Here is an 18,298-nt window from a genome sequence, read left to right as displayed (position 1 = left end):
GTCAGCCGGCCCGGGACGCGGCACCCACGGCGTCCGTCTCCGTCTCCGCCGCCTCGGGCTCATCCGCTGCCGGGGCCGGGCCGCGCCGACGGCGCACCTCGTAGCCCGCCAGCACCACGGCCACCGTCAGCAGGCTCAGCCAGAACTGCGAACGACTGTCGGGCAACACCGCCATCGCGGCGATCACCGCCGTCATCGCGGCGATGGTCACCCAGCTCAGCCACGGGAACAGCCACATCTTCAGGGTCAGCCGCCCCGGCTCGTCACGCTCAAGCCGCCGCCGCATCCGCACCTGCGCGAAGGCAATCGCCAGATAGACGAACAGGGCTATCGCACCGTAGGAGTTGATCAGGAACGAGAAGACGACGTCGGGTGAGATCCAGGCCGCGATCACCGACAGATAGCCGACCGAGGTCCCGGCGAGCAGCGCCCGGCGCGGCACCCCGCTGCGGCTCACCGCGGTGAAGGCGCGCGGCGCGTCGCCGTTGCCGGTGAGCGCGAACAGCATCCGCGACGAGGTGTACAGCGCGGAGTTCAGGCAGGACAGCACGGCGATCAGTACCAGCGCGTTCATCACCGTACCCGCGGCCGGCACCGCCAGCCGGTCGAGCACCGCGGCGTAAGGACTGACCTCGATCGCCTTCGACGTCCACGGCACCACCGCGACCACCAGGAAGATCGACAGCACGTAGAACGCCACCACCCGCAGCACGATCGAGCGGATCGCCTCGGCCACCGCCCGCTCCGGCTCGACGGATTCGGCCGCGGCGATGGTGACGATCTCGGCGCCCGTGAAGAAGCCGATGCAGGGGACGACCGCGGCGAGCACGGCGCCGACCCCCTCGGGGGCGAACCCGCCGTGCGAGGTCAGCAGCGCCAGGCCGCCCGTGGCGTGCGGCCACAGCCCCAGGACGTAGAGCGCGCCCAGGAAGAGGAACACGACGATCGCCACGACCTTGATCGACGAGAACCAGTACTCGAACTCGCCGTACGCGCGGGCCGAGACCATGTTCGTCGCGGTCAGCAGCGCCATCAGCACCAGGCTGACCGCCCACAACGGCGCGCCGGGCAGCCACAGTTGGATGATCCGGCCGCCGGCGACCGCCTCCACGGCCACCACGATCACGAAGAAGTACCAGTACAGCCAGCCGACGGTGAAGCCCGCCCGCAGCCCCAGGGTCTCGCGCACGTGCGCGTAGAACGAGCCCTGCGCGGGGCGGGCGACGGTCATCTCCGCCAGCATCCGCATGATCAGTACGGTCAGCACGCCGGCGGCGAGGAAGGACAGCACGGCGGCGGGGCCCGTCGCGTGCACGACGACGCCGCTGCCGACGAACAGGCCCGCCCCGATCACCCCGCCGAGCGCGATCAGCTGCATGTGGCGGCGCTTGAGGCCCTGTTGCAGCCCGGCCCCGGGACCGTCCTGTGCGGCGTGCGGCGCGCCGCCGTCGCGTGCTGTTCCCGTACTCATGGGTGGCGACGCTAACCCGCGAATCCTGCCGCACTGTTGCGGCGGTGTTTCGCCTTCGGCCGGGTGCCGCCGGTGTCAGCTCCCGGGGCTCAGAGCGGCAGCGCGCACACCGCGACCGGGGCCGCGAACGGCTCGCCGAGCGGCGCCAGCGCCCCGCTCTTCGCGTCGACCGAGAACACCGTCACCGTCCCCGACTTCTGGTTGGCTGCGAACAGCAGCCGCTCGTCAGGCGAGAAGGCGATGTGCCGCGGGAAGTCACCGCCCACCGGCACCGTGTCCAGCAGCCGCAGCCGCCCGCCGTCGGCCTCCACCGCGTACCGCGTCAGGCTGTTGTGCCCGCGGTTGGCGAGGAAGGCGAAGCCGCCGTCCGCGGTGACCAGCAGCTGCGCCGGATAGCTGGTGCCGGATCCGGTCCCGGTGGACTGCGGCTCGCCCGGCGTCAGCCGCCCGCTGCCTGGGTCGTACCCGCAGACCACGACGGTGTTGTCGACCTCGTTCGCCAGATACGCGAACCGCCCCGACGGGTGGAACGTCAGATGCCGCGGACCCGCGCCCGGCCGCAGCGCCGCGTACGACACCTGGCTCAGCGTCCCGGCGCTGTCGTCCAGCCGGTAGGTGTAGACGGCGTCGGTGCCGAGGTCCACGGCGAGTACGTGCCCGCCGTCCGGGGCGGTGACGATCTGGTGGGCGTGCGGCCCGTCCTGGCCGGGCCCCGGCGGCGGGCTGGTGTGGGCGACCAGGTCCGTGCGCTCGCCCAGTGCGCCGCCCGCCGACGGGTCGACCGGATGCACCGCCACACTGCCCGAGAGGTAGTTCGCGCTGAACAGCCAGCGCCCGCCGGGATGCACCGACAGATGGCAGGGCCCGGCCCCGCCCGTGGCGCGGCTGCCCAGCACCTCGGGCCGGCCGCCGTCCGGCAGCGCGATCGTGGTCACCGCGCCCTCCTGCTGCTCGTCGACCGCGTAGAGGGTGCGGCCGTCCGGGGCGAGCGCGAGGTACGAGGGATCGGCGACCCCGGCCACCACGCCGGTCGCGGTGATACGGCCGCTCGCCGCGTCGTAGGTGCCCGTGCCGATGCCGGTGCCGCCGCCCGCGACGGAGGTGTACGTGCCCAGGAACAACCGCCGTTGGGCCCGCGGCGTGCGACCGGGGCGCTGCCCGGCCTGCGCGGGAGCGGCGTCCTGGAGGCCGAGTGCGGCGGCGCCCGCGGCGGCGGCCAGACCGGCGGCGGTCCCGATGACGTGCCGGCGGCCGATCCCGGGCCCTGTCCGTGCTGCGTTCATGCCACACCTCGGCGTTCGACGGGGGTTGCGGTCCGCGGGCGGTGCCCCGCGTACGCCCCGGTGATCGCGGAGGCGCGCAGCCAGGGTGGCCCGTACGGCGCGCTACGGCAAGGGGTGCAACACAAAGTGCAGCCTGTGCAACGATTGGGCGGGCTGGTGGCGCTCAACTTCCGGGAGACGAGCGGTGGTTGGCGGCCGTACAGGGCTCGGAATCGGCGAGTCCGCAGGTCGTGACGCCGGTACGGCACCCCGAGGCGTCCGTACATCCCGGTGATGACCAGGCCCCCCACACGTAGCACTGAAGTCGTACACGACAACACATACGCCGACGGATTCGCCGGCCCCCCTCCGGCTCGTAGTTTCTTGATCGACGCAGGAACGTGATCGAGAGGCGACGAGAATATGTACGGCAAGGCATTCGCCCCGGAGTACCAAGGGCAGATCGGCTCGTCGCTGGGCGTGAACTCCTCGTACGAGGAAGTGCTGGCCACCGCGAGCCGTGCGCACCGCGAGGCCGGTGACGCACTGGAGCGGGCCCGCGCCGCACTCGCCGTGGGCGAGGCCAACCGGCGGCTCGGACGGGTGGCACAGGCGGGCGCGGCCTGGCGGGAGAGCTACCGCAGCGGCCGGGAGGCGGGCGACGCCGGCGCCATGGCCTGGGCGCTGTGGAGCGGCGGCACCCTCGCCCGGCAGTGCGGATCGCTGGCGCTGGCCCGCAGGCTGCTCACCCACGCCGTGGCACTTGCCGACGCGGCGGGCGACCGGCTGGCCCACGGCTACTCCCTCGCAGGTCTCGCCGAGACCGGCCGCATCCAGGGCGACTACGCCGCCGTCGCCGACCTCCACGAGCGACTGCTGGCGCAGGGCAGGGCGCACGGCGAGGCCCGCCACATGGTCTGGGCGATGTCCGGCATCGCGCAGATGCACCGCAACACCGGGGACCTCGCCAAGGCGCTGGAACTCTTCGAGGAGTCCGCACGCATAGCCGACGGGGCCGACGACGCCCGCGGGCACGCCTGGTCGCTGCGCGGGATAGCCGACGTCCTGTCCGCGCAGGGAGAGACGGACAGGGCGCTGGAACTGCTCTCCGATGCGGAGGCCATCTGCCGCACCATGGACCTGGCGAGCGCGCTCGCCTACAACCACAAGATGCGCGGCAACGTCCTCTACCGCGCCGGACGCTACGAGCCCGCCCGGGACATCTACGCCGTGGCGCTGCGCGAGTTCACCGAGATGCGCGAGCCGCGCGGCGCCGCACTCGCCCGGCTCGGACTGACCAAGTCACGCTCCCGCCTGGGCCGCGACCACGCCGAGACCCTCAGCGAACTCACCGACGTGGAAAGGGAACTGGACCGCATCGGGCTGCGGCACGCCAAGGAAGCGGTCATCGCCTTCCGGGCCGAGACGACAGAGCGGTGGGCGGCAGAAACATCCGCACCTCACGGCGATGCCACCACGCCCCTGACTCCCGCAGCTCCCGCGGGCTGGTGAAGCGGTACTCGAACAGCCGGGCCCGCACCCGGGCGGGCGGCGCGTCGGGGAACGGATTGCCGCGCAGCAGCCGCAGCGTGTCCCGGTCGTTCTCCAGCAGCCGTTCCACGAACGGACCGAACCAGGCGCGGGCATAGGCGGGGGACAGCGCGGCGAACCACATCAGCCAGTCGAGGCGCAGATGATATGGCGCGAACTGGCGGGGCAGCCGCCCCACTTCGCCCGGCTTGCCGTGGAACTCGTAGGCCCGCCAGACCGTGCCGGGCCCGTCGGCCGCCGCGGACGTCCCCTCGATGACGATCTCCCGCCTGATGCGGGTGATGCTGCCGAAGGCGCCGTAGGAGTTGACCAGGTGCAGCGACTCGTAGGACGTGTTCATCAGCTGCCCGCGGGTCAGGAGGTTGCGGGCCGGGCGGTAGCTGAGGGCCAGGACGAGCGCGGTCAGCGCGCAGACCAGGACCTCGAACCAGAGCGGGGACGGGCCCTGTGCCGCGGGCGGGCGGACCGGCAGCAGGGCTCCGGCGACCGCCAGGGCCGGGGCGATCGTCAGCCAGTTCAGCCAGGCGAAGTTGCCGGAAAGCACCAGCCACAGCTGGGTGACGGCCATCGCGAGCGCGGCCCAGCCCGCCACCGGCTGCGGGGTGAACAGCAGGACGGGCAGGACGAGTTGGGCCACGTGGTTGGCGGCCACCTCCACCCGGTGCAACGGCTTGGGCAGATGGTGGAAGAACCAGCTCAGCGGGCCCGGCATCGGCTGCGTCTCGTGGTGGTAGTACAGGCAGGTCAGGTCGCGCCAGCAGCGGTCCCCGCGCATCTTGATCAGCCCGGCGCCGAACTCCACCCGGAAGAGCAGCCAGCGCAGCAGCCACAGGACCAGCACCGGGGGAGCGACGTCGTCGTTGCCCAGGAAGACGGCCAGCAGCCCCGTCTCCAGCAGCAGGGACTCCCAGCCGAAGCCGTACCAGGTCTGCCCGACGTTGACGATCGACAGGTACATCACCCACAGCACCGCCCACATCGCCATCGCCACACCCAGCGGCACGGCATCGGCGGCCCCCGCGGCGACCGCAGCCGCCAGCAGCGCCCCGCACCACGACCAGCCGGCGAAGAACCGGTCCGAGTAGTGCCAGTGGAAGACCGAAGGCGAGGCACGGAACGGCACCCGGGCCACGAACCGGGGCACCGGCAGCATCCCGCGCTCGCCCATCAGCGCCCGGAACTGCCGGGCCGCGGCGAGGAACGCGGTCAGATAGATGACGGCCACCAGCCGCTGGAAAACCAGCCGGCCCAGCCAGTAGTCGGAGTCGGAGAACCAGTCCACCCGCACAGGGGTAGCACCGGGGGCCACGGCCGGGGGGCAGGCGCGCTCCGGCGGGCGCCCGGCGACCCGGCGGGAGGGGCGCTGCGGACGAGCCGTCATTCGAATGGCGGGTCAGGTGCCGGCGGGCCCTACAGCCGGTCCGCTGTCCGTGTTTGACCAGGTCTGGCGGTTTCTAAGGGCGGTATTTCCGCCTTCCAGTGGCTTGCGGCGATAGCCGGAAAAAGTCGAGCGCGGGTGCCCCGGCGTCGTTAGGGTGGGGGACGACGGAAGACCTTTCGGGGAGACGCCAACACCATCGGCCCGTCGCGGGAACGCCACAAACCCTTGGCTGACCTCCCGGTTTGTGAACGAGGCGCCACCGCGTCGGACCAATACTTCAATGAAGGAGTGCGTGGTGGCATTCGACAAGACGCAGTACAAGCAGCCCCGCGAGAAGCAGGGCGACCGCCCCGGACGGATCAAGGAAGTCCGCAACCTCGAGGTCTGGGGCCGCGGCGCCCCGGTGCGCCTCGCCGGCTGCGACGAGGACCCGGCCGAGCCGCACATCTTCCGCGGCATCGACTGACCTGTCGGCGGCGCAGCGCCCACCGGGGCTCAAAAATCCGCCCGTGTGCCGGGTTCCGGAGCCCGGTGGGCGCCGTCCCGCCGCAGGTCAGTCCGCGTACAGCTGGCGCTGCGGCACGACCTGCTGCGACTGGCTCGGGCTCGACCACAGCAGCTTCATGTGGGCCTCGCCGCCGCGTTCCGTGTAGTCGATCCGGATGCGGTGCCGGTGGCCCGCCTTCAGGGTCACCGTGCCCTTGTCGACCGCGGCTTCGTGCGGCGTCGCGTGGTCGATCACCGGCTTGCCGTCGATCCAGACCCGCACGGTGTCGTCGGAGACCGTGGTCAGCGTGTACGTCTCGGCGTAGCGCGGCTGGATGTTGCCGGTCCAGCGGGTGCTGAAGTGGTCGGCGGGGATCCTGGGGTCGGGTGATCCGTCGAAACGGTAGGACTTGTTGACCGTCGGGTCGACGGTGGTCACCGCGGGCGGGCCGGTGAAGGAGTCGTTCGCCCAGCTCTGCGCCGTCAGCCCGGTCCCGGTGCCGGCCGGTGCCGCCTTAGGCGGCGTGATGCGGAGCCGGATGACGCTCGCGAGGGGATCCGGAGCCGGGCCGGACGGCGTGAGGTCGAAGCCGTCGCCCGACGGCGTGACCTCGACGGGCCGGCCGCTGCCCAACACCTCGGCGCCGGTGATCGTGAACGGCGCCTCGGCCGTCAGGTGCAGCGGCGCGCCGGACGCCGGCCAGGAGGTGACGGACGCGTAGAGGGTGTCGCCGCGCCGGGAGACCGCGCCCCAGGACGGTTCGGCGACCAGACCTGTGTACCCGGCGCCGTACACCGCGTCGCCCTGCCCGTGCGCGCGCAGCCACTGTCCCGTCGCGCGCAGCCGGTCGACGGACGGCTGCGGGATCCGGCCGTGCCTGTCAGGGCCGACATTCAGCAGGTAGTTGCCGCCGCGGCTCGCGACGTCCAGGAGATTGCGGACGACGGTGGCGGGCGACTTCCAGTGGGTGTCGTACTTCGCGAATCCCCAGTGGTCGTTCAGCGTCATGCAGCTCTCCCAGAGCTGCCCGTCCACCGGCCGGTCGGGGATCTCCTGCTCCGGTGTGCCGAAGTCGCCGTCGGCCACCCCACGCTTGCCGACCCGGTTGTTGACGATCAGGTCGGGGTTCAGCCGGTGCAGATACGTCTGGAGATCGGCGCCGTCCCGGCGGGACCAGCGGTTGGTGGGGTCGTCCGCGTCCCATTCGCCGTCGAACCAGAGCAGCGCCGGGTCATACCGCTCCACCAGCTCCTTGAGCTGGCCGTACATCCGCTTCTTGTACCGCGGGAAGGTCGCGGGGTCGGCGAAGTCGGGGTCGTGCCAGTCCCAGATCGAGTAGTAGAAGCCGAGCTTGATGCCGGCCGCGTCGGTGGCCTTCTTCAGTTCGGCGAGGATGTCGCGGTGCGGGTCGAACGCGGAGTGGTCGCGCAGGTTCCAGCGGTTCTGCTTCGTCGGCCACATCGCATAGCCGTCGTGGTGCTTGGAGGTGATGACGATGTAGCGCTGGCCTGCGGCCTTGGCGGCGCGCACGATCGCCTCGGCGTCGAAGTCCGCCGGGTTGAAGGTCGCCGCCTGCTTCTCGTACGCCGCGTCGGGGATCTTGCACTGGCGCTTGATCCACTCGGCGTCGCTGCACACCGTTCCGTCGGGCCTGGTGTACTCGCCCTCCAGGTTCGAGTAGGCGCCGAAGTGGATGAACATGCCGAAGCGGTCCTGGCGCCACCAGGAAGTGCGGTCGGCGGTGAACGGGTCGTCGGTCGCGTGGTTGGTGCCGGGACCGCCGGCGGGGCGGGGCACGGGCGGTGCCGCGGCGGCCGGGCCGCCGAAGGACAGCAGCAGCGAACCCAGCAGCCCCAGCGCTCCCAGCAGCCGGAACGGTCCGGTACGGCGTTCCATCACAGGCTCCTCCGGTCGGTTCGGTGAGTCGGTCGGTGGGACGGTCGTTCCGTTGGCCCCGGGGCGTTTCCGTGCCTCCGGCGCCACCCCGCATGGTGCAGGCGTCCGGGCCGGACGGGAAGCCCTCGGACGCGAGAAACATCGGATCATCTCCCGGTGGTCGAGGGTGAGTTACCGACTTCGGGGGTGTCGATGGCCACAGACCTCGGATCTCATGACGGCATGCGAAAGGCCCCGGGGAGCCGCACCACCCCGGGGCCTTTCGCGCGCGGTCACCGCTGAGGCGGGACCTGCGTGGTCACTGCTGCGGCAGGACCACCGCCTTGACGGAGGTCGCGTCCCGCGCGCCGGACGTCAGCGCCCGTTCCGTGTCGGCGAGCCCGTACCGATGGGTCACCAGGCGGTCCAGATCGACCTCGCCCGACGCGACCAGGCCGAGCGCGGTGGGCCAGGTGTGGGCGTACCTGAAGGTGCCGGTGACCTCCAGTTCGTACTGCTGGAGGCGGGACAGCGGCAGGCTGACCTCGTCGCCGCCCATGCCGACCAGCACCACCCGTCCCGCCCGGCCCACCTGGCACACCGCCTCGGCGATGGCAGGGCCGAAGCCGGAGCACTCCAGAAGGACGTGCGGCTCGAACCCGCTCTCGTTCAGGGGCTGTTCGGCGACGTTCAACGCCGCGGAAGCGCCCAGCTCGGCCGCCAGCGCGAGCCGGTGCGGATTGACGTCGCTCACGACGACCTCGGCGGCGCCGAAGGCCCGTGCGCTCTGGAGGGCGACCAGGCCGATCGGCCCGGCGCCGGTGATCAGCACCCGGTCGCCCGGTGCCACCCGCGCCTTGCGGCAGGCCCAGACCCCCACCGACAGCGGTTCGAGCAGCGCAGCCGCCTCGTCGGATACCCCGTCGGGCACCGGATGGACGAAGTCCTCGTGCGCCAGGGCGAATTCGGCGAACGCGCCGTCCGCCTGGCCCGGGATCGCGAAGAAGTGCATCGCACGGCACAGGTTGTAACGCCCCTGCCGGCACTGCTCGCAGCCGCCGCACGGAGTGCCCGGCTCGATCGACACCCGCTCGCCCGGCACCCGGCGGGTGACGTCGGAACCCACAGCGACGATCACCCCGCTCGGCTCGTGCCCCAGGATCAGCGGCCCGTCCACGCGCCAGCCGCCCAGCTCGCCCTCTTCGTAGAAGTGCACGTCGGAGCCGCAGGTGCCGACGGCGAGCACCCGCACCAGGACCTGCAGCGGCCCCGGCACCGGGACCGGCACCTCCTCGACGGCGAGCTGCCGAGGACCGCGCTGGACGGCCGCCCGCATGGTGCGCGGGAGCGGGCCGCCGTCCGCCGCGTCGCCCGGAAGGGCCGCTGTCATGCCACCGGGCCGTTCGGGACGATCTGGAGCTTGCGGCCTGTGCCCTGCTTGAAGGTGTCGAGCGCCTCGGCGTACTGGTCGAGACCGAACCGGTGCGTGATCATCGTCTCGGAGTCGATGACGCCCTTGCCCAGCAGCTCGACGGCCCGGCCGTAGCTGTGCAGGATCGCCATGCTGCCGACGATCCGGATCTCGTCGTTGTAGATGCGGAACGGCGAGAACCGCGCCATCTCCTGGTCGGGGGCGCAGCCGAACTGCTGGAAGGTGCCGCCGCGGATCGGCCGGGTCAGCCCGTCCTCGATGGCGCGGATGTTGCCGGTGCAGTCGGTGACGACCTGCCAGCCGCGCGGGTGGTCGTCGGTCAGCGCGTCCGCGGTGGTGGCGACGGCGTCGGCGCCGAGCTTGCGGGCCACCGCCAGCCGGTCCTCGTTGATGTCGACGACCGAAACCGAGGCGGCACCGGCCCGTTGGGCGACCTGGAGGTAGAGCAGGCCCATCGTGCCCGCGCCGTAGATCAGGAAGTTGTCGCCCAGCTTCGGGTCGACGATGTCGAAGCCGCGCACGATGGTCGACAGCGGCTCGATGAGCGGGGCGTGCTCGGGCCGCACGGTCGCCGGCAGCCGGTAGAGGTTGCGGACCGGCACCTTGACGTACTCGGCGCAGGCGCCGTCGATGGTGATGCCGATGGTGCCCCACTGCTCACAGAGGTTGCCGTGCCCTATGGAACAGAAGTGACACGAGCCGCAGTAGATCGCCGGGTCGGCGGCGACCAGGTCGCCCTCGGCGAAGCCGGTCACCGCGGTGCCCACGGCGACGATCTCGCCGGAGAACTCGTGGCCGGGGATCACGGGGTAGCGGGTCGGCCCGAACTCGCCCGCGAGCATGTGCACATCGGTGCCGCACAGGCCGGAGGCCGTGACCTTGACGACGACGTCATCGGGGCCTGGTGTGGGGTCGGCGACGGTGGTGACGGACAGCTTGTTCGGTTCCTCGATGACAACTGCGCGCATGGTCGTTACCGCCTTTCGGGGGAGGGGTCGAGGGAGTGAGCGGGGTGCGGGACGGGTACGCCCGGCGGGAAGCCGGGACGGGTACGCCCGGCGGGAAGCCGGGACGGGTGCGGACGGCATCGCGTGCCGCTTCGACGACCGCTTCGGCGGTGATGCCGCAGGCGTCGAACAGTTCGGGCCCTGACGCGCAGGCACCGAAGTCCTCAAGTGACACGCAGCGCCCGCGGTCGCCGACGATCTCCCGCCAGCCCTGGGCGATGCCCGCCTCGACGGACACCCGGGCGGTGACGGCGGCCGGCAGCACGTGGTCCCGGTATCCGGCGTGCTGCTCACGGAACCACTCGACGCAGGGCATCGACACCACGCGGGTGGGCACACCGTCGGCCTGCAGCCGCTCGCGGGCCGCCAGCGCGAGCTGCACTTCGGATCCGGTGCCGATGAGGATCACCTGCGGCAGCCCGCCTTCGCGCACCCCGTCGGCCTCGGCGAGTATGTACCCGCCGCGGGCGGCGCCGTCGGTGCCGGAGAGCACCGGCAGGTCCTGCCGGGACAGCGCCAGGCCGTGCGGCGCGGGCCGGTCACGGTGGCGCAGCAGGATCTCCGCCCAGACCGTGGTGGTCTCCGTCGCGTCGGCCGGGCGCACGACGTTGAGGCCCGGGATCGCGCGCAGCGAGGCGAGGTGTTCGACGGGCTGGTGGGTGGGGCCGTCCTCGCCGACGCCGATGGAGTCATGCGTCCATACATACGTCACCGGCAGCCGCATCAGCGCGGCCATCCGCACGGCCGGGCGCATGTAGTCGGCGAAGACCAGGAACGTCCCGCCGTAGATACGGGTGTTGCCATGCAGCACGATGCCGTTCATCACGGCGCCCATGGCGTGCTCGCGGATGCCGTAGTGGACGGTGCGCCCGTACGGGTCGGCGGCGGGCAGCGGACTGTCCGCGGGCAGGAACGACGAGCCGGGGTCGATGGTGGTGTGGTTCGAACCTGCCAGGTCGGCCGAGCCGCCCCACAGTTCGGGGAGTACGGAGCCCAGCGCCTTGAGCACCGTTCCGGAGGCCCGGCGGGTCGCCACCCGGCCGTCCGCGGGGAAGGCGGGCAGCGCGCCCTGCCAGCCGTCGGGCAGCGCCCCCGCGAGGATCCGGGCGTACGCGGCGGCGCGTTCGGGGCGGCGGGCCTGCCAGGCGGTGAACTCCGCCTGCCACCGGTCGTGCGCCGCCCGGCCGCGGTCACCGGCCGCGCGGGTGTGCGCGAGGACGGCGGGCTCGACCGTGAAGTCCTGCTCCGGGTCGAAGCCGAGCAGCTCCTTGGTGGCCGCGACCTCGGCGGGGCCCAGGGCCGCACCGTGCGCGGCGGCGGTGCCGCGGGCGTGCGGTGCGGGCCAGGCGATGACGGTGCGGACGGCGACGAGCGAGGGCCGCCCGGTCTCGGCCCGCGCGGCCGACAGGGCGGCGTGCAGGGCGCTTTCGTCGACGTCGCCGTCCGGGCGGGTGGCGACCTGCTGGACGTGCCAGCCGTGGGCCGCGTAACGGGCGAGCACGTCCTCGCTGCTCGCGGCCCGGGTGTCGCCCTCGATGGTGATGCGGTTGTCGTCCCAGATCAGGACGAGATTGCCGAGCCGCTGGTGTCCGGCCAGCGCGCTCGCCTCGGCGGTGACGCCCTCGGCCAGGCAGCCGTCGCCGGCCAGGGCCCAGACGGTGTGGTCGAACGGGGAGGCGCCGGCCGGGGCGTCCGGGTCGTACAGGCCGCGTTCGTAGCGGGCCGCCATCGCCATGCCGACCGCGTTGGCGACGCCCTGCCCCAGTGGCCCGGTGCTGGTCTCCACACCGGCCGTGTGCCCGTACTCGGGGTGCCCCGGGGTCGCGCTGCCCTTACGGCGGAATGCCTTGAGGTCGTCCAGGGTCAGCCCGTAGCCGGAGAGGAACAGCTGGGTGTAGAGGGTCAGCGAGGCGTGGCCTGCGGACAGCACGAAGCGGTCGCGGCCCGCCCAGTGCGGGTCGGCGGGGTCGTGCCGCATCAGGTGCTGGTGCAGCAGGTACGCGACCGGCGCCAGGCTCATCGCGGTGCCGGGGTGGCCGTGCCCGGCACGCTGGACGGCGTCCATCGCCAGCACCCGGGCGGTGTCGACCGCGCGGCGGTCGGCGGCGCTCCAGACGAAGCCGCCTGCGGGGGCCGTGGCGCCCTGCTCCGCGGGTGGCGGGGGAGTCGTGCAGCTCACCGTGGGTCGGCTTCCTTCCGGGCGGTGGCGGGCGGACTGTCAGGCGGCGCGCAGGTTGCGGGACTCGACCTGCTTGATCTTCTCGACCTTGGGTGCCGAGCCGCCACCGGCGAACTCGGATACCAGCCAGTGCTCCAGGCACACCAGCGCGGCCTCGACGCCCATCGTGCGGCTGCCGAAGCAGGCGACCTGCGCGTCGTTGGACTTGCGGGCGCGCTCGGCGCTGTAGCTGTCGGGGATCTGCGCGGCGCGGATACCGGCGACCTTGTTCGCGGCGATGGCCATGCCGATGCCGGTGCCGCAGATCAGCACGGCCCGCTCGTGCTCGCCGCGCGCCACGCTCTGCGCGACGCGTTCGGCGACGTCCGGGTAGTCCTCGGACGGGGCGGCGCTCATGTCCGTGACCGGGAAGCCGCGGTCGGTGAGGTAGGCGGCTATGGCGTCCTTCATGGCGATGCCTGCGTCGTCGGCGCCGATCGCGATGCGGTAGGTGTCCTGCACGGTGGTCTCCTCGGGGTCCTGGGCCGTGCGGCCGGGGGGCTGGGGGCGGTGCGGCGGACGGCCGGTGTCAGCTGCCCGCGATCTCTTCGATGACCTTGCGCAGGCCCTCGGTGTCGTGGGCGAGCCGACCGAGGAACAGGCCGTCGACGGCGCCGGCCAGCTCGGTGTACGTGCCGGGGCCAGCGGTGCCGCCGTAGATCAGCCGGCCGCGCACGTCGTGGTCGCGCAGCGCGCCGCGGATGGCGGCGGCGACCGCGCGGACGTGGTCGGCGGGCGCCGCCTCGCGGGCGCCGATCGCCCAGACCGGCTCGTACGCGATGACGACCTCGCTGCCGGGCGCCGCGCCGCCGAGCGCGGCCCGCACCTGGGTCAGGGTCTCCTCGATGGCCCCGGCGAGTGTGTCGGCGCGGCGCTCGCCCGCGCAGATGACGGGGATCAGCCCGGCGTGGGTGGCCGCCCGGGTCTTGGCGGCGACCGTCTCGTCGGTCTCGCCGAAGTGCCGGCGGCGCTCGGCGTGGCCGACCTCGACGTACCTGGCGCCGGTCTCGGTGAGCATTCCGGCGGAGACCTCGCCGGTCCATGCGCCGGTCTCGGCCCAGTGCACGTCCTGCGCGCCGTAGCCGACACCGGTGCCGGACAGCAGCTCGCGGGCGTCCGCCAGCGCGGGGAAGGCGGGCAGCACGAAGAGGTCGACGGGGCGGGGGAGCGTGGCCAGGGTGCCGTTCAGCGCGGCCACGTCCGCGAGCCAGGCCCGGGTCTGCGCCAGGCCGAAGTACAGCTTCAGCGAGATGCCGACCACCGGGCGGGTGGCCTCGGTGGACGTCGAGTTCTCAGGGATCACGTCGTTCATGGTGCTTCAAACACAATCACATGTGAAGTTCTCAAATCAAGACGTGAACTTCACATGTGTCTGTGATTTTCGGGGGTGGTGCGACGGGCGCCCGATGTGCCGTCGAAGCCTGCGCCGACCCGCGTTCCCTCAGTCCGGCAGGCCCCAGCGAGGCGCCGGGGCGTTCGCCGCGACGGGTGCGACGTACGGCTCGGGGCGGTCGCCGCGCGCCGTGATCAGCGCCGTGCCGCCCTTCGGCAGGGAGAGGCGGAGCGTGCCGCCGCCGAGGTCGTCGTGGTGCACCGGCCGCCCCTGCGCGTCGCGTACCTCCACCGGTCCGTCCGGCAGCGAGTGCCGCACCACGCACGGGGCGCCCGCCTCGCTGCGCAGCCGGACCCAGCGCGTACGGCCGTCCTCACGGGCGGCGCTCAGCAGGAAGGCGCCCTGGGTGCGGAAATCGTGCAGGCACACCGCACGCCAGGCGTCCGGCAGCGCGGGGAAGACCCGGATCACCCCGCCCCAGCTCTGGCACACCATGTCGTGCAGCGACTGCGCCGCCGACAGCGGCGTCTCGATGACAGGACCCGACTCCTGGTACATGGTGTTCGGCCGGATGAAGCGGTCCATCAGCTCGTCGAGGTAGCCCAACGCCTGCGCGCCGCGGCCCATTTGGGCGGACAGGGACGCGGCGCCCGTGAACGTGTAGCCCTGCAGGGCGCCTTCGAAGCCCACCCAGTGGCGCAGCGACGTCTCGATCAGGGCCCGCCGCTCCGGCTGCTCCCAGGTCACCTCGTACAGCGGATAGACGGCGAGGAGGTGGGAGTAGTGCCGGTGGGACTTGGCGAACGGGACGCCGGCGCCGATCATGAAGCCGTTCTCGTCCACCGGATACGGCGCCAGCCTGGCCGACACCGCACGCCAGCGGTCGGCCGCGGGGTCGGACACACCGAGGATCTCCACCGCCTCCAGCAGCGTGGCGCAGCCCCAGCGCAGCAGCATCAGGTCGTAGTTGCAGTCCCGCGCGTTGACGCCGTACTCGGGCGAGAAGGTCGCCGGCAGATGCAGCTTCCCGTCCCCGCCGGGCTCCAGGAAGTGCAGGTAGTAGGCGACGGCCCGGCGCAGCAGGGGATACAGGACCTCGCGCAGCACCCGCTCGTCCATGGTGTGCCGGTAGGTCAGCCAGACGTTGTGCAGCGCCCAGGTCAGGTTGCCGACCTCGGGTGTCGGCGGGTCCTGGCCCGGTATGCCGACCGCGTAGCCGCCGTTCGCCGCGTCCGCGCCGTTGCGCAGGAACATGTCGGTGGTGCGCGGGATGCCCGCCGAGTCCGTGCGGTACGCGGCGTCGAGCTGGTCCGACAGGCGGTCCCGGTACGCGCTCAACGCCCGTGTCACCGCGTCGAGTTCGAGGTGGTTCGAGCCGTGGATCAGCCAGTACTCCAGCTGGACGTTGAGGTTCCACCACGTGGCGGGCCACGGCGTCGGCTCCAGCCAGGGTCCGCTGGTGGCCATCACCGGCGCCTCGGCGCGGGCAGCGGCGGCCACCTTGTAGAGCTGGATCCAGTAGAAGCGCTGGAGCCTGGCGTCCGGCACGGACAGGAAGCCGTGCCGGTAGTAGGCGTGCCACCAGGGGCGGTGACCGGCGGCGGCCAGCGCCCCGTACGAATGGGCGGCGGCGCCGCGCACCGCGCGCAGGGCGCGCCCGCGTGCGTCACCGGCGCGACGGTGCGGGGCGACCGCCGCGTACAGCGTGCGCGCCCCGTCCGGCCGGGCCCGCTCGCGCCAGGCCGTCACATGCATCCCGCCCGCCAGCAGCGGCTGCACGGCCGCCCGCACCCCGCCGTGCTCCTCGGTGCGGGCCGGCGGATTGCCGGTGTACCCGTCGGGCGCCGGCTTGAAGGCGGCCCGCGGGCTGATCGCGTCGGCCGGGTGGAACGTCCAGCCGAACCCCCGCTCGCCCGCGCTCGGCCGGACCTCGACGGCCAGCACCGAACGGGAGTTGTGCACCAGCGCGCGGACGGCGAGCGTGCCGCGGTCGGTGGTCAGGGTGCCGGTCAGCTCGGCGTCGTGCAGGCTCAGCCGCCAGTCGACGCCGGTGACGGTGCCGACCGGCTCCAGCGTGAAGTGGCCGACCGGCAGCCGCGCGAGACCGAAGAGCGCCCCGAACTCCGGCCGGTGGTCCTGCACTTCGCTGTGCTGGACGGTGAACCGTACGGCTCTCGCGCCGGGTTCGGCGTACACGAGCGAGCCGAGCAGCGCATTGCCGAGGAACGGGCCCTCGTGCCAGGCCGTCGGCATCCGCCGCCAGACCGGATCCGCGTCGGCGAGGATCCGTCGCCAGGGATCGGCCGCGGGCTGCGGCGCGGCCGGTGGTGTCCCGCCCGCGGGCGACGCGGCGGCCTCCGCACCGGCCGGACCGGCGGCGCCCGCCACGCCGACGGCCAGCGCCGCCCCGAGCACGCTGCGCCGGGGTGGCGTCGCGCGGGTGCCGGGCGGTGCGGCGCCCGGTGCGACGCCGGGTCCGTCGGGCGGCATGGCAGGATCGGCGGCCATCGGGTCTCCAAGTCGGTGCGGTGGACAGGGAGATGGGGACGGCGCCGCGCGCATCCGTCGCGGTGCTCCTCGTACCGGACCGCTCGCGCCCGACCCCTCTCGCATGGTGCAGCGGACGAGGGGGAAGCGGAAGTCTTTCGACGGAGAGACATCCGATGACCGTGGGAAGATCTCGGGATCTTGGGACGTCGGCGCCGAATCGGCCCGAAGGAGAGGCCGGTGAGCGCGGTGCCGAGCGGGCCCTGGTAGGGCGATTCCTCGGATGTATGGCCCGGCCGCCGGCCAGGGGCGCTCAGCAGCCGGCCAGCTCCGCCAGCGTCCTGGCCTGCGCCAACTCCTCGGCCCCGCCCGCGACATCGTCGTGATCGGCGCTGTGCAGCGCGCTCTCCACGCTCCGTGCCACCGCCCAGGCGGCCAGCCGCGCCGGGTCATCGCCCAGCGCGTCGGCCAGCAGGGCGCAGCGCTCGCGCAGTACCGGCCGTGGGTCGTCGCGGGTGAACGGGTCGTCGATCTGGGTCAGCAGCGGCCACGGGTCGTAGGCGGGGTCGCCGGTCATCGGCTTGGGATCGATCGCCAGCCAGGGCCTGCGACGCGCGGCGAGCATGTTGCCGGGGTTGGCGTCGCCGTGCACCACGACCTCGCGGCGGGCGCCGGACGGCAGCGTGCGCAGCAGCCGCGCGCCCAGCTCCACCAGGCCCGCGTCGTAGCCGGGCCGCAGCCGCAGCATCCGTTCCTGCACCAGATCGGCCCACTCGGCGCAGACCTGCTCCACCCTCTCCAGGGTGCCGTCGGGCGGCGTGGGCGCCGACCACAGTGCGCGCAGCACACCGGCGGCGAGAGCGAGCCGCTCTTCGGGCGGCAGGGCCGCCGCGGCGAGCGAGGTGCCCGGCGTGCAGCGCTCGATGAGCAGCGCCCCGCGGCTCCGGTCGTGGCGCAGCAGCCGCACCGCGCCGTTGCCGTCCCAGATGCGCAGCGCAGGAGCCTCGCCTTCGGCCTCGCGGTGCGGCCAGCCGACCTTGAGCACGGCCGGGGCGCCGTCCGGGAGTTCGGCGGGCGCCACCCAGGCGCAGGTCCCGCCGTCGTAGGGGGCGCCGAGACGCACATCCCAGCGCTCCTCGACCTCACGGACCAGGCCGGGCAGCCGGTCAAGCCAGGCCCGCCCGGCGGCGGTGCGGCCCATGTGCCGGACCACGGAAAGCCGGGCGGGAAAACGATCGTCGTCGTGCCGGGTGCGCTCCATCGGGCACACCCTAGATGAATGAGTCCGATGTTTGTGCTGGCCGCGACCATGGCGAAGGGCGCCCGTTGGCTCGTGTGTGACTACCAGCCTGGACGCCCTTCTGGCGGCACTGTACGTGTTCATCGACGACCACGTGGCCCCTTGTCGCCGGATCGGGCGACCCCCGAAACTGACGGACGCCGAACTGCTGTGCCTGGCCGTCGCCCAGGTCCTGCTCGGTTTCCCCTCCGCCCGGCACTGGATCCGCTTCGCCCACGCCCGACTGGGACACCTCTTCCGCTACCTGCCCCAGCAATCCGCCTACAACAAGCGCCTCAACGCCGCCGGACCGCTGATCTCCCAGGTGATCGAAGCACTGGCCCGCCAGGTGCCCACCTGGCACGACGACCTGCGGCTGATCGACTCCACCCCGCTGCCCTGCGCCGCATCGCGGGAGACCGTCAAACGCTCCCAGCTGGCCGGGTATGCCGGGTACGGCTTCTGCCGCAGCCACTCCCGCTTTTTCTGGGGACTGCGGCTCTACCTGGTCACCA

The 18,298-nt window shown here is 72.8% G+C and carries 13 protein-coding genes and 1 pseudogene; 3 read left to right on the top strand and 11 right to left on the bottom strand.

Features of this window, described 5'->3' with window-relative positions; genetic code table 11:
* Window position 1 precedes the first annotated feature (1 nt).
* The gene (locus ACGFNI_RS07425; protein ID WP_393681517.1) at window positions 2-1,471 is read right to left on the bottom strand and encodes an amino acid permease; all 1,470 of its coding nucleotides are present in this window, start codon (window positions 1,469-1,471) and stop codon (window positions 2-4) included.
* An 89-nt stretch (window positions 1,472-1,560) separates the two neighbouring features.
* Window positions 1,561-2,754, bottom strand: a complete 1,194-nt coding sequence (locus ACGFNI_RS07420; protein ID WP_393681515.1) for a lactonase family protein — start codon at window positions 2,752-2,754, stop codon at window positions 1,561-1,563.
* A 402-nt stretch (window positions 2,755-3,156) separates the two neighbouring features.
* On the opposite strand from ACGFNI_RS07420, the gene ACGFNI_RS07415 reads away from it, so the two are divergent.
* Window positions 3,157-4,245, top strand: coding sequence for a tetratricopeptide repeat protein (locus ACGFNI_RS07415; RefSeq protein WP_393681513.1), 1,089 nt, complete (start codon window positions 3,157-3,159; stop codon window positions 4,243-4,245).
* Here the strand turns inward: ACGFNI_RS07415 and ACGFNI_RS07410 are convergent.
* Complete coding sequence (locus tag ACGFNI_RS07410; protein WP_393681511.1) at window positions 4,139-5,566, bottom strand: lipase maturation factor family protein; 1,428 nt, start codon at window positions 5,564-5,566, stop codon at window positions 4,139-4,141. The two genes, ACGFNI_RS07415 and ACGFNI_RS07410, sit on opposite strands and share 107 nt — an antisense overlap.
* A 394-nt stretch (window positions 5,567-5,960) precedes the next feature.
* Here ACGFNI_RS07410 and ACGFNI_RS07405 point away from each other — a divergent pair, with 394 nt between their 5' ends.
* Window positions 5,961-6,131 (top strand): hypothetical protein, encoded by a 171-nt coding sequence (locus ACGFNI_RS07405; protein WP_393681509.1) that lies wholly within the window; start codon window positions 5,961-5,963, stop codon window positions 6,129-6,131.
* Window positions 6,132-6,218: 87 nt separating this feature from the next.
* Here the strand turns inward: ACGFNI_RS07405 and ACGFNI_RS07400 are convergent, their stop codons facing one another.
* From ACGFNI_RS07400 to ACGFNI_RS07365, 8 genes are all read right to left on the bottom strand, one after another.
* Window positions 6,219-8,048 carry an alpha-L-fucosidase gene (locus ACGFNI_RS07400; protein ID WP_393681507.1) on the bottom strand — a complete coding sequence of 610 codons (1,830 nt, stop codon included), beginning with the start codon at window positions 8,046-8,048 and terminating at the stop codon, window positions 6,219-6,221.
* Window positions 8,049-8,346: 298 nt separating this feature from the next.
* Complete coding sequence (locus ACGFNI_RS07395; protein WP_393681506.1) at window positions 8,347-9,417, bottom strand: NAD(P)-dependent alcohol dehydrogenase; 1,071 nt, start codon at window positions 9,415-9,417, stop codon at window positions 8,347-8,349.
* Entirely contained in the window at window positions 9,414-10,427 is a 1,014-nt protein-coding gene (locus tag ACGFNI_RS07390) for a zinc-dependent alcohol dehydrogenase family protein (RefSeq protein ID WP_393681504.1), read from the bottom strand. The genes ACGFNI_RS07395 and ACGFNI_RS07390 overlap by 4 nt, the downstream gene beginning before the upstream one ends.
* Complete coding sequence (gene tkt / locus ACGFNI_RS07385) at window positions 10,351-12,645, bottom strand: transketolase (RefSeq protein ID WP_393681502.1); 2,295 nt, start codon at window positions 12,643-12,645, stop codon at window positions 10,351-10,353. Before tkt ends, ACGFNI_RS07390 begins: the two co-directional genes overlap by 77 nt.
* Before the next feature lie 39 nt (window positions 12,646-12,684).
* A complete protein-coding gene (rpiB, locus tag ACGFNI_RS07380; protein WP_393681500.1) occupies window positions 12,685-13,146 on the bottom strand; it encodes a ribose 5-phosphate isomerase B in 462 nt (153 codons plus the stop codon).
* A gap of 67 nt (window positions 13,147-13,213) precedes the next feature.
* On the bottom strand, window positions 13,214-13,987 hold the full coding sequence (locus tag ACGFNI_RS07375) for a triose-phosphate isomerase family protein (RefSeq protein ID WP_393681499.1): 774 nt from the start codon (window positions 13,985-13,987) through the stop codon (window positions 13,214-13,216).
* A gap of 138 nt (window positions 13,988-14,125) precedes the next feature.
* On the bottom strand, window positions 14,126-16,525 hold the full coding sequence (locus ACGFNI_RS07370; protein WP_393681497.1) for a glycoside hydrolase family 95-like protein: 2,400 nt from the start codon (window positions 16,523-16,525) through the stop codon (window positions 14,126-14,128).
* A 292-nt stretch (window positions 16,526-16,817) separates the two neighbouring features.
* Entirely contained in the window at window positions 16,818-17,765 is a 948-nt protein-coding gene (locus ACGFNI_RS07365) for an aminoglycoside phosphotransferase family protein (RefSeq protein WP_393681495.1), read from the bottom strand.
* A 76-nt stretch (window positions 17,766-17,841) separates the two neighbouring features.
* Here ACGFNI_RS07365 and ACGFNI_RS07360 point away from each other — a divergent pair.
* Window positions 17,842-18,298: pseudogene (locus ACGFNI_RS07360) on the top strand (IS982 family transposase); the annotation flags it as partial.

Origin of the sequence: Streptomyces sp. NPDC048644 (assembly GCF_043199105.1) — a bacterium.
Lineage (GTDB): Bacteria > Actinomycetota > Actinomycetes > Streptomycetales > Streptomycetaceae > Streptomyces.
Note: the sequence above shows the minus strand (reverse complement) of the source record. Positions and strands in the feature narration are given on the sequence as shown.

What these genes read in the sequence shown, in the direction of transcription:
- ACGFNI_RS07425 (WP_393681517.1), bottom strand. Translation starts at nt 1,471, where the DNA reads ATGAGTACGGGAACAGCACGCGACGGCGGCGCGCCGCACGCCGCACAG.
- ACGFNI_RS07420 (WP_393681515.1), bottom strand. Translation starts at nt 2,754, where the DNA reads ATGAACGCAGCACGGACAGGGCCCGGGATCGGCCGCCGGCACGTCATC.
- ACGFNI_RS07415 (WP_393681513.1), top strand. Translation starts at nt 3,157, where the DNA reads ATGTACGGCAAGGCATTCGCCCCGGAGTACCAAGGGCAGATCGGCTCG.
- ACGFNI_RS07400 (WP_393681507.1), bottom strand. Translation starts at nt 8,048, where the DNA reads ATGGAACGCCGTACCGGACCGTTCCGGCTGCTGGGAGCGCTGGGGCTG.
- ACGFNI_RS07395 (WP_393681506.1), bottom strand. Translation starts at nt 9,417, where the DNA reads ATGACAGCGGCCCTTCCGGGCGACGCGGCGGACGGCGGCCCGCTCCCG.
- ACGFNI_RS07390 (WP_393681504.1), bottom strand. Translation starts at nt 10,427, where the DNA reads ATGCGCGCAGTTGTCATCGAGGAACCGAACAAGCTGTCCGTCACCACC.
- ACGFNI_RS07370 (WP_393681497.1), bottom strand. Translation starts at nt 16,525, where the DNA reads ATGGCCGCCGATCCTGCCATGCCGCCCGACGGACCCGGCGTCGCACCG.
- ACGFNI_RS07365 (WP_393681495.1), bottom strand. Translation starts at nt 17,765, where the DNA reads ATGGAGCGCACCCGGCACGACGACGATCGTTTTCCCGCCCGGCTTTCC.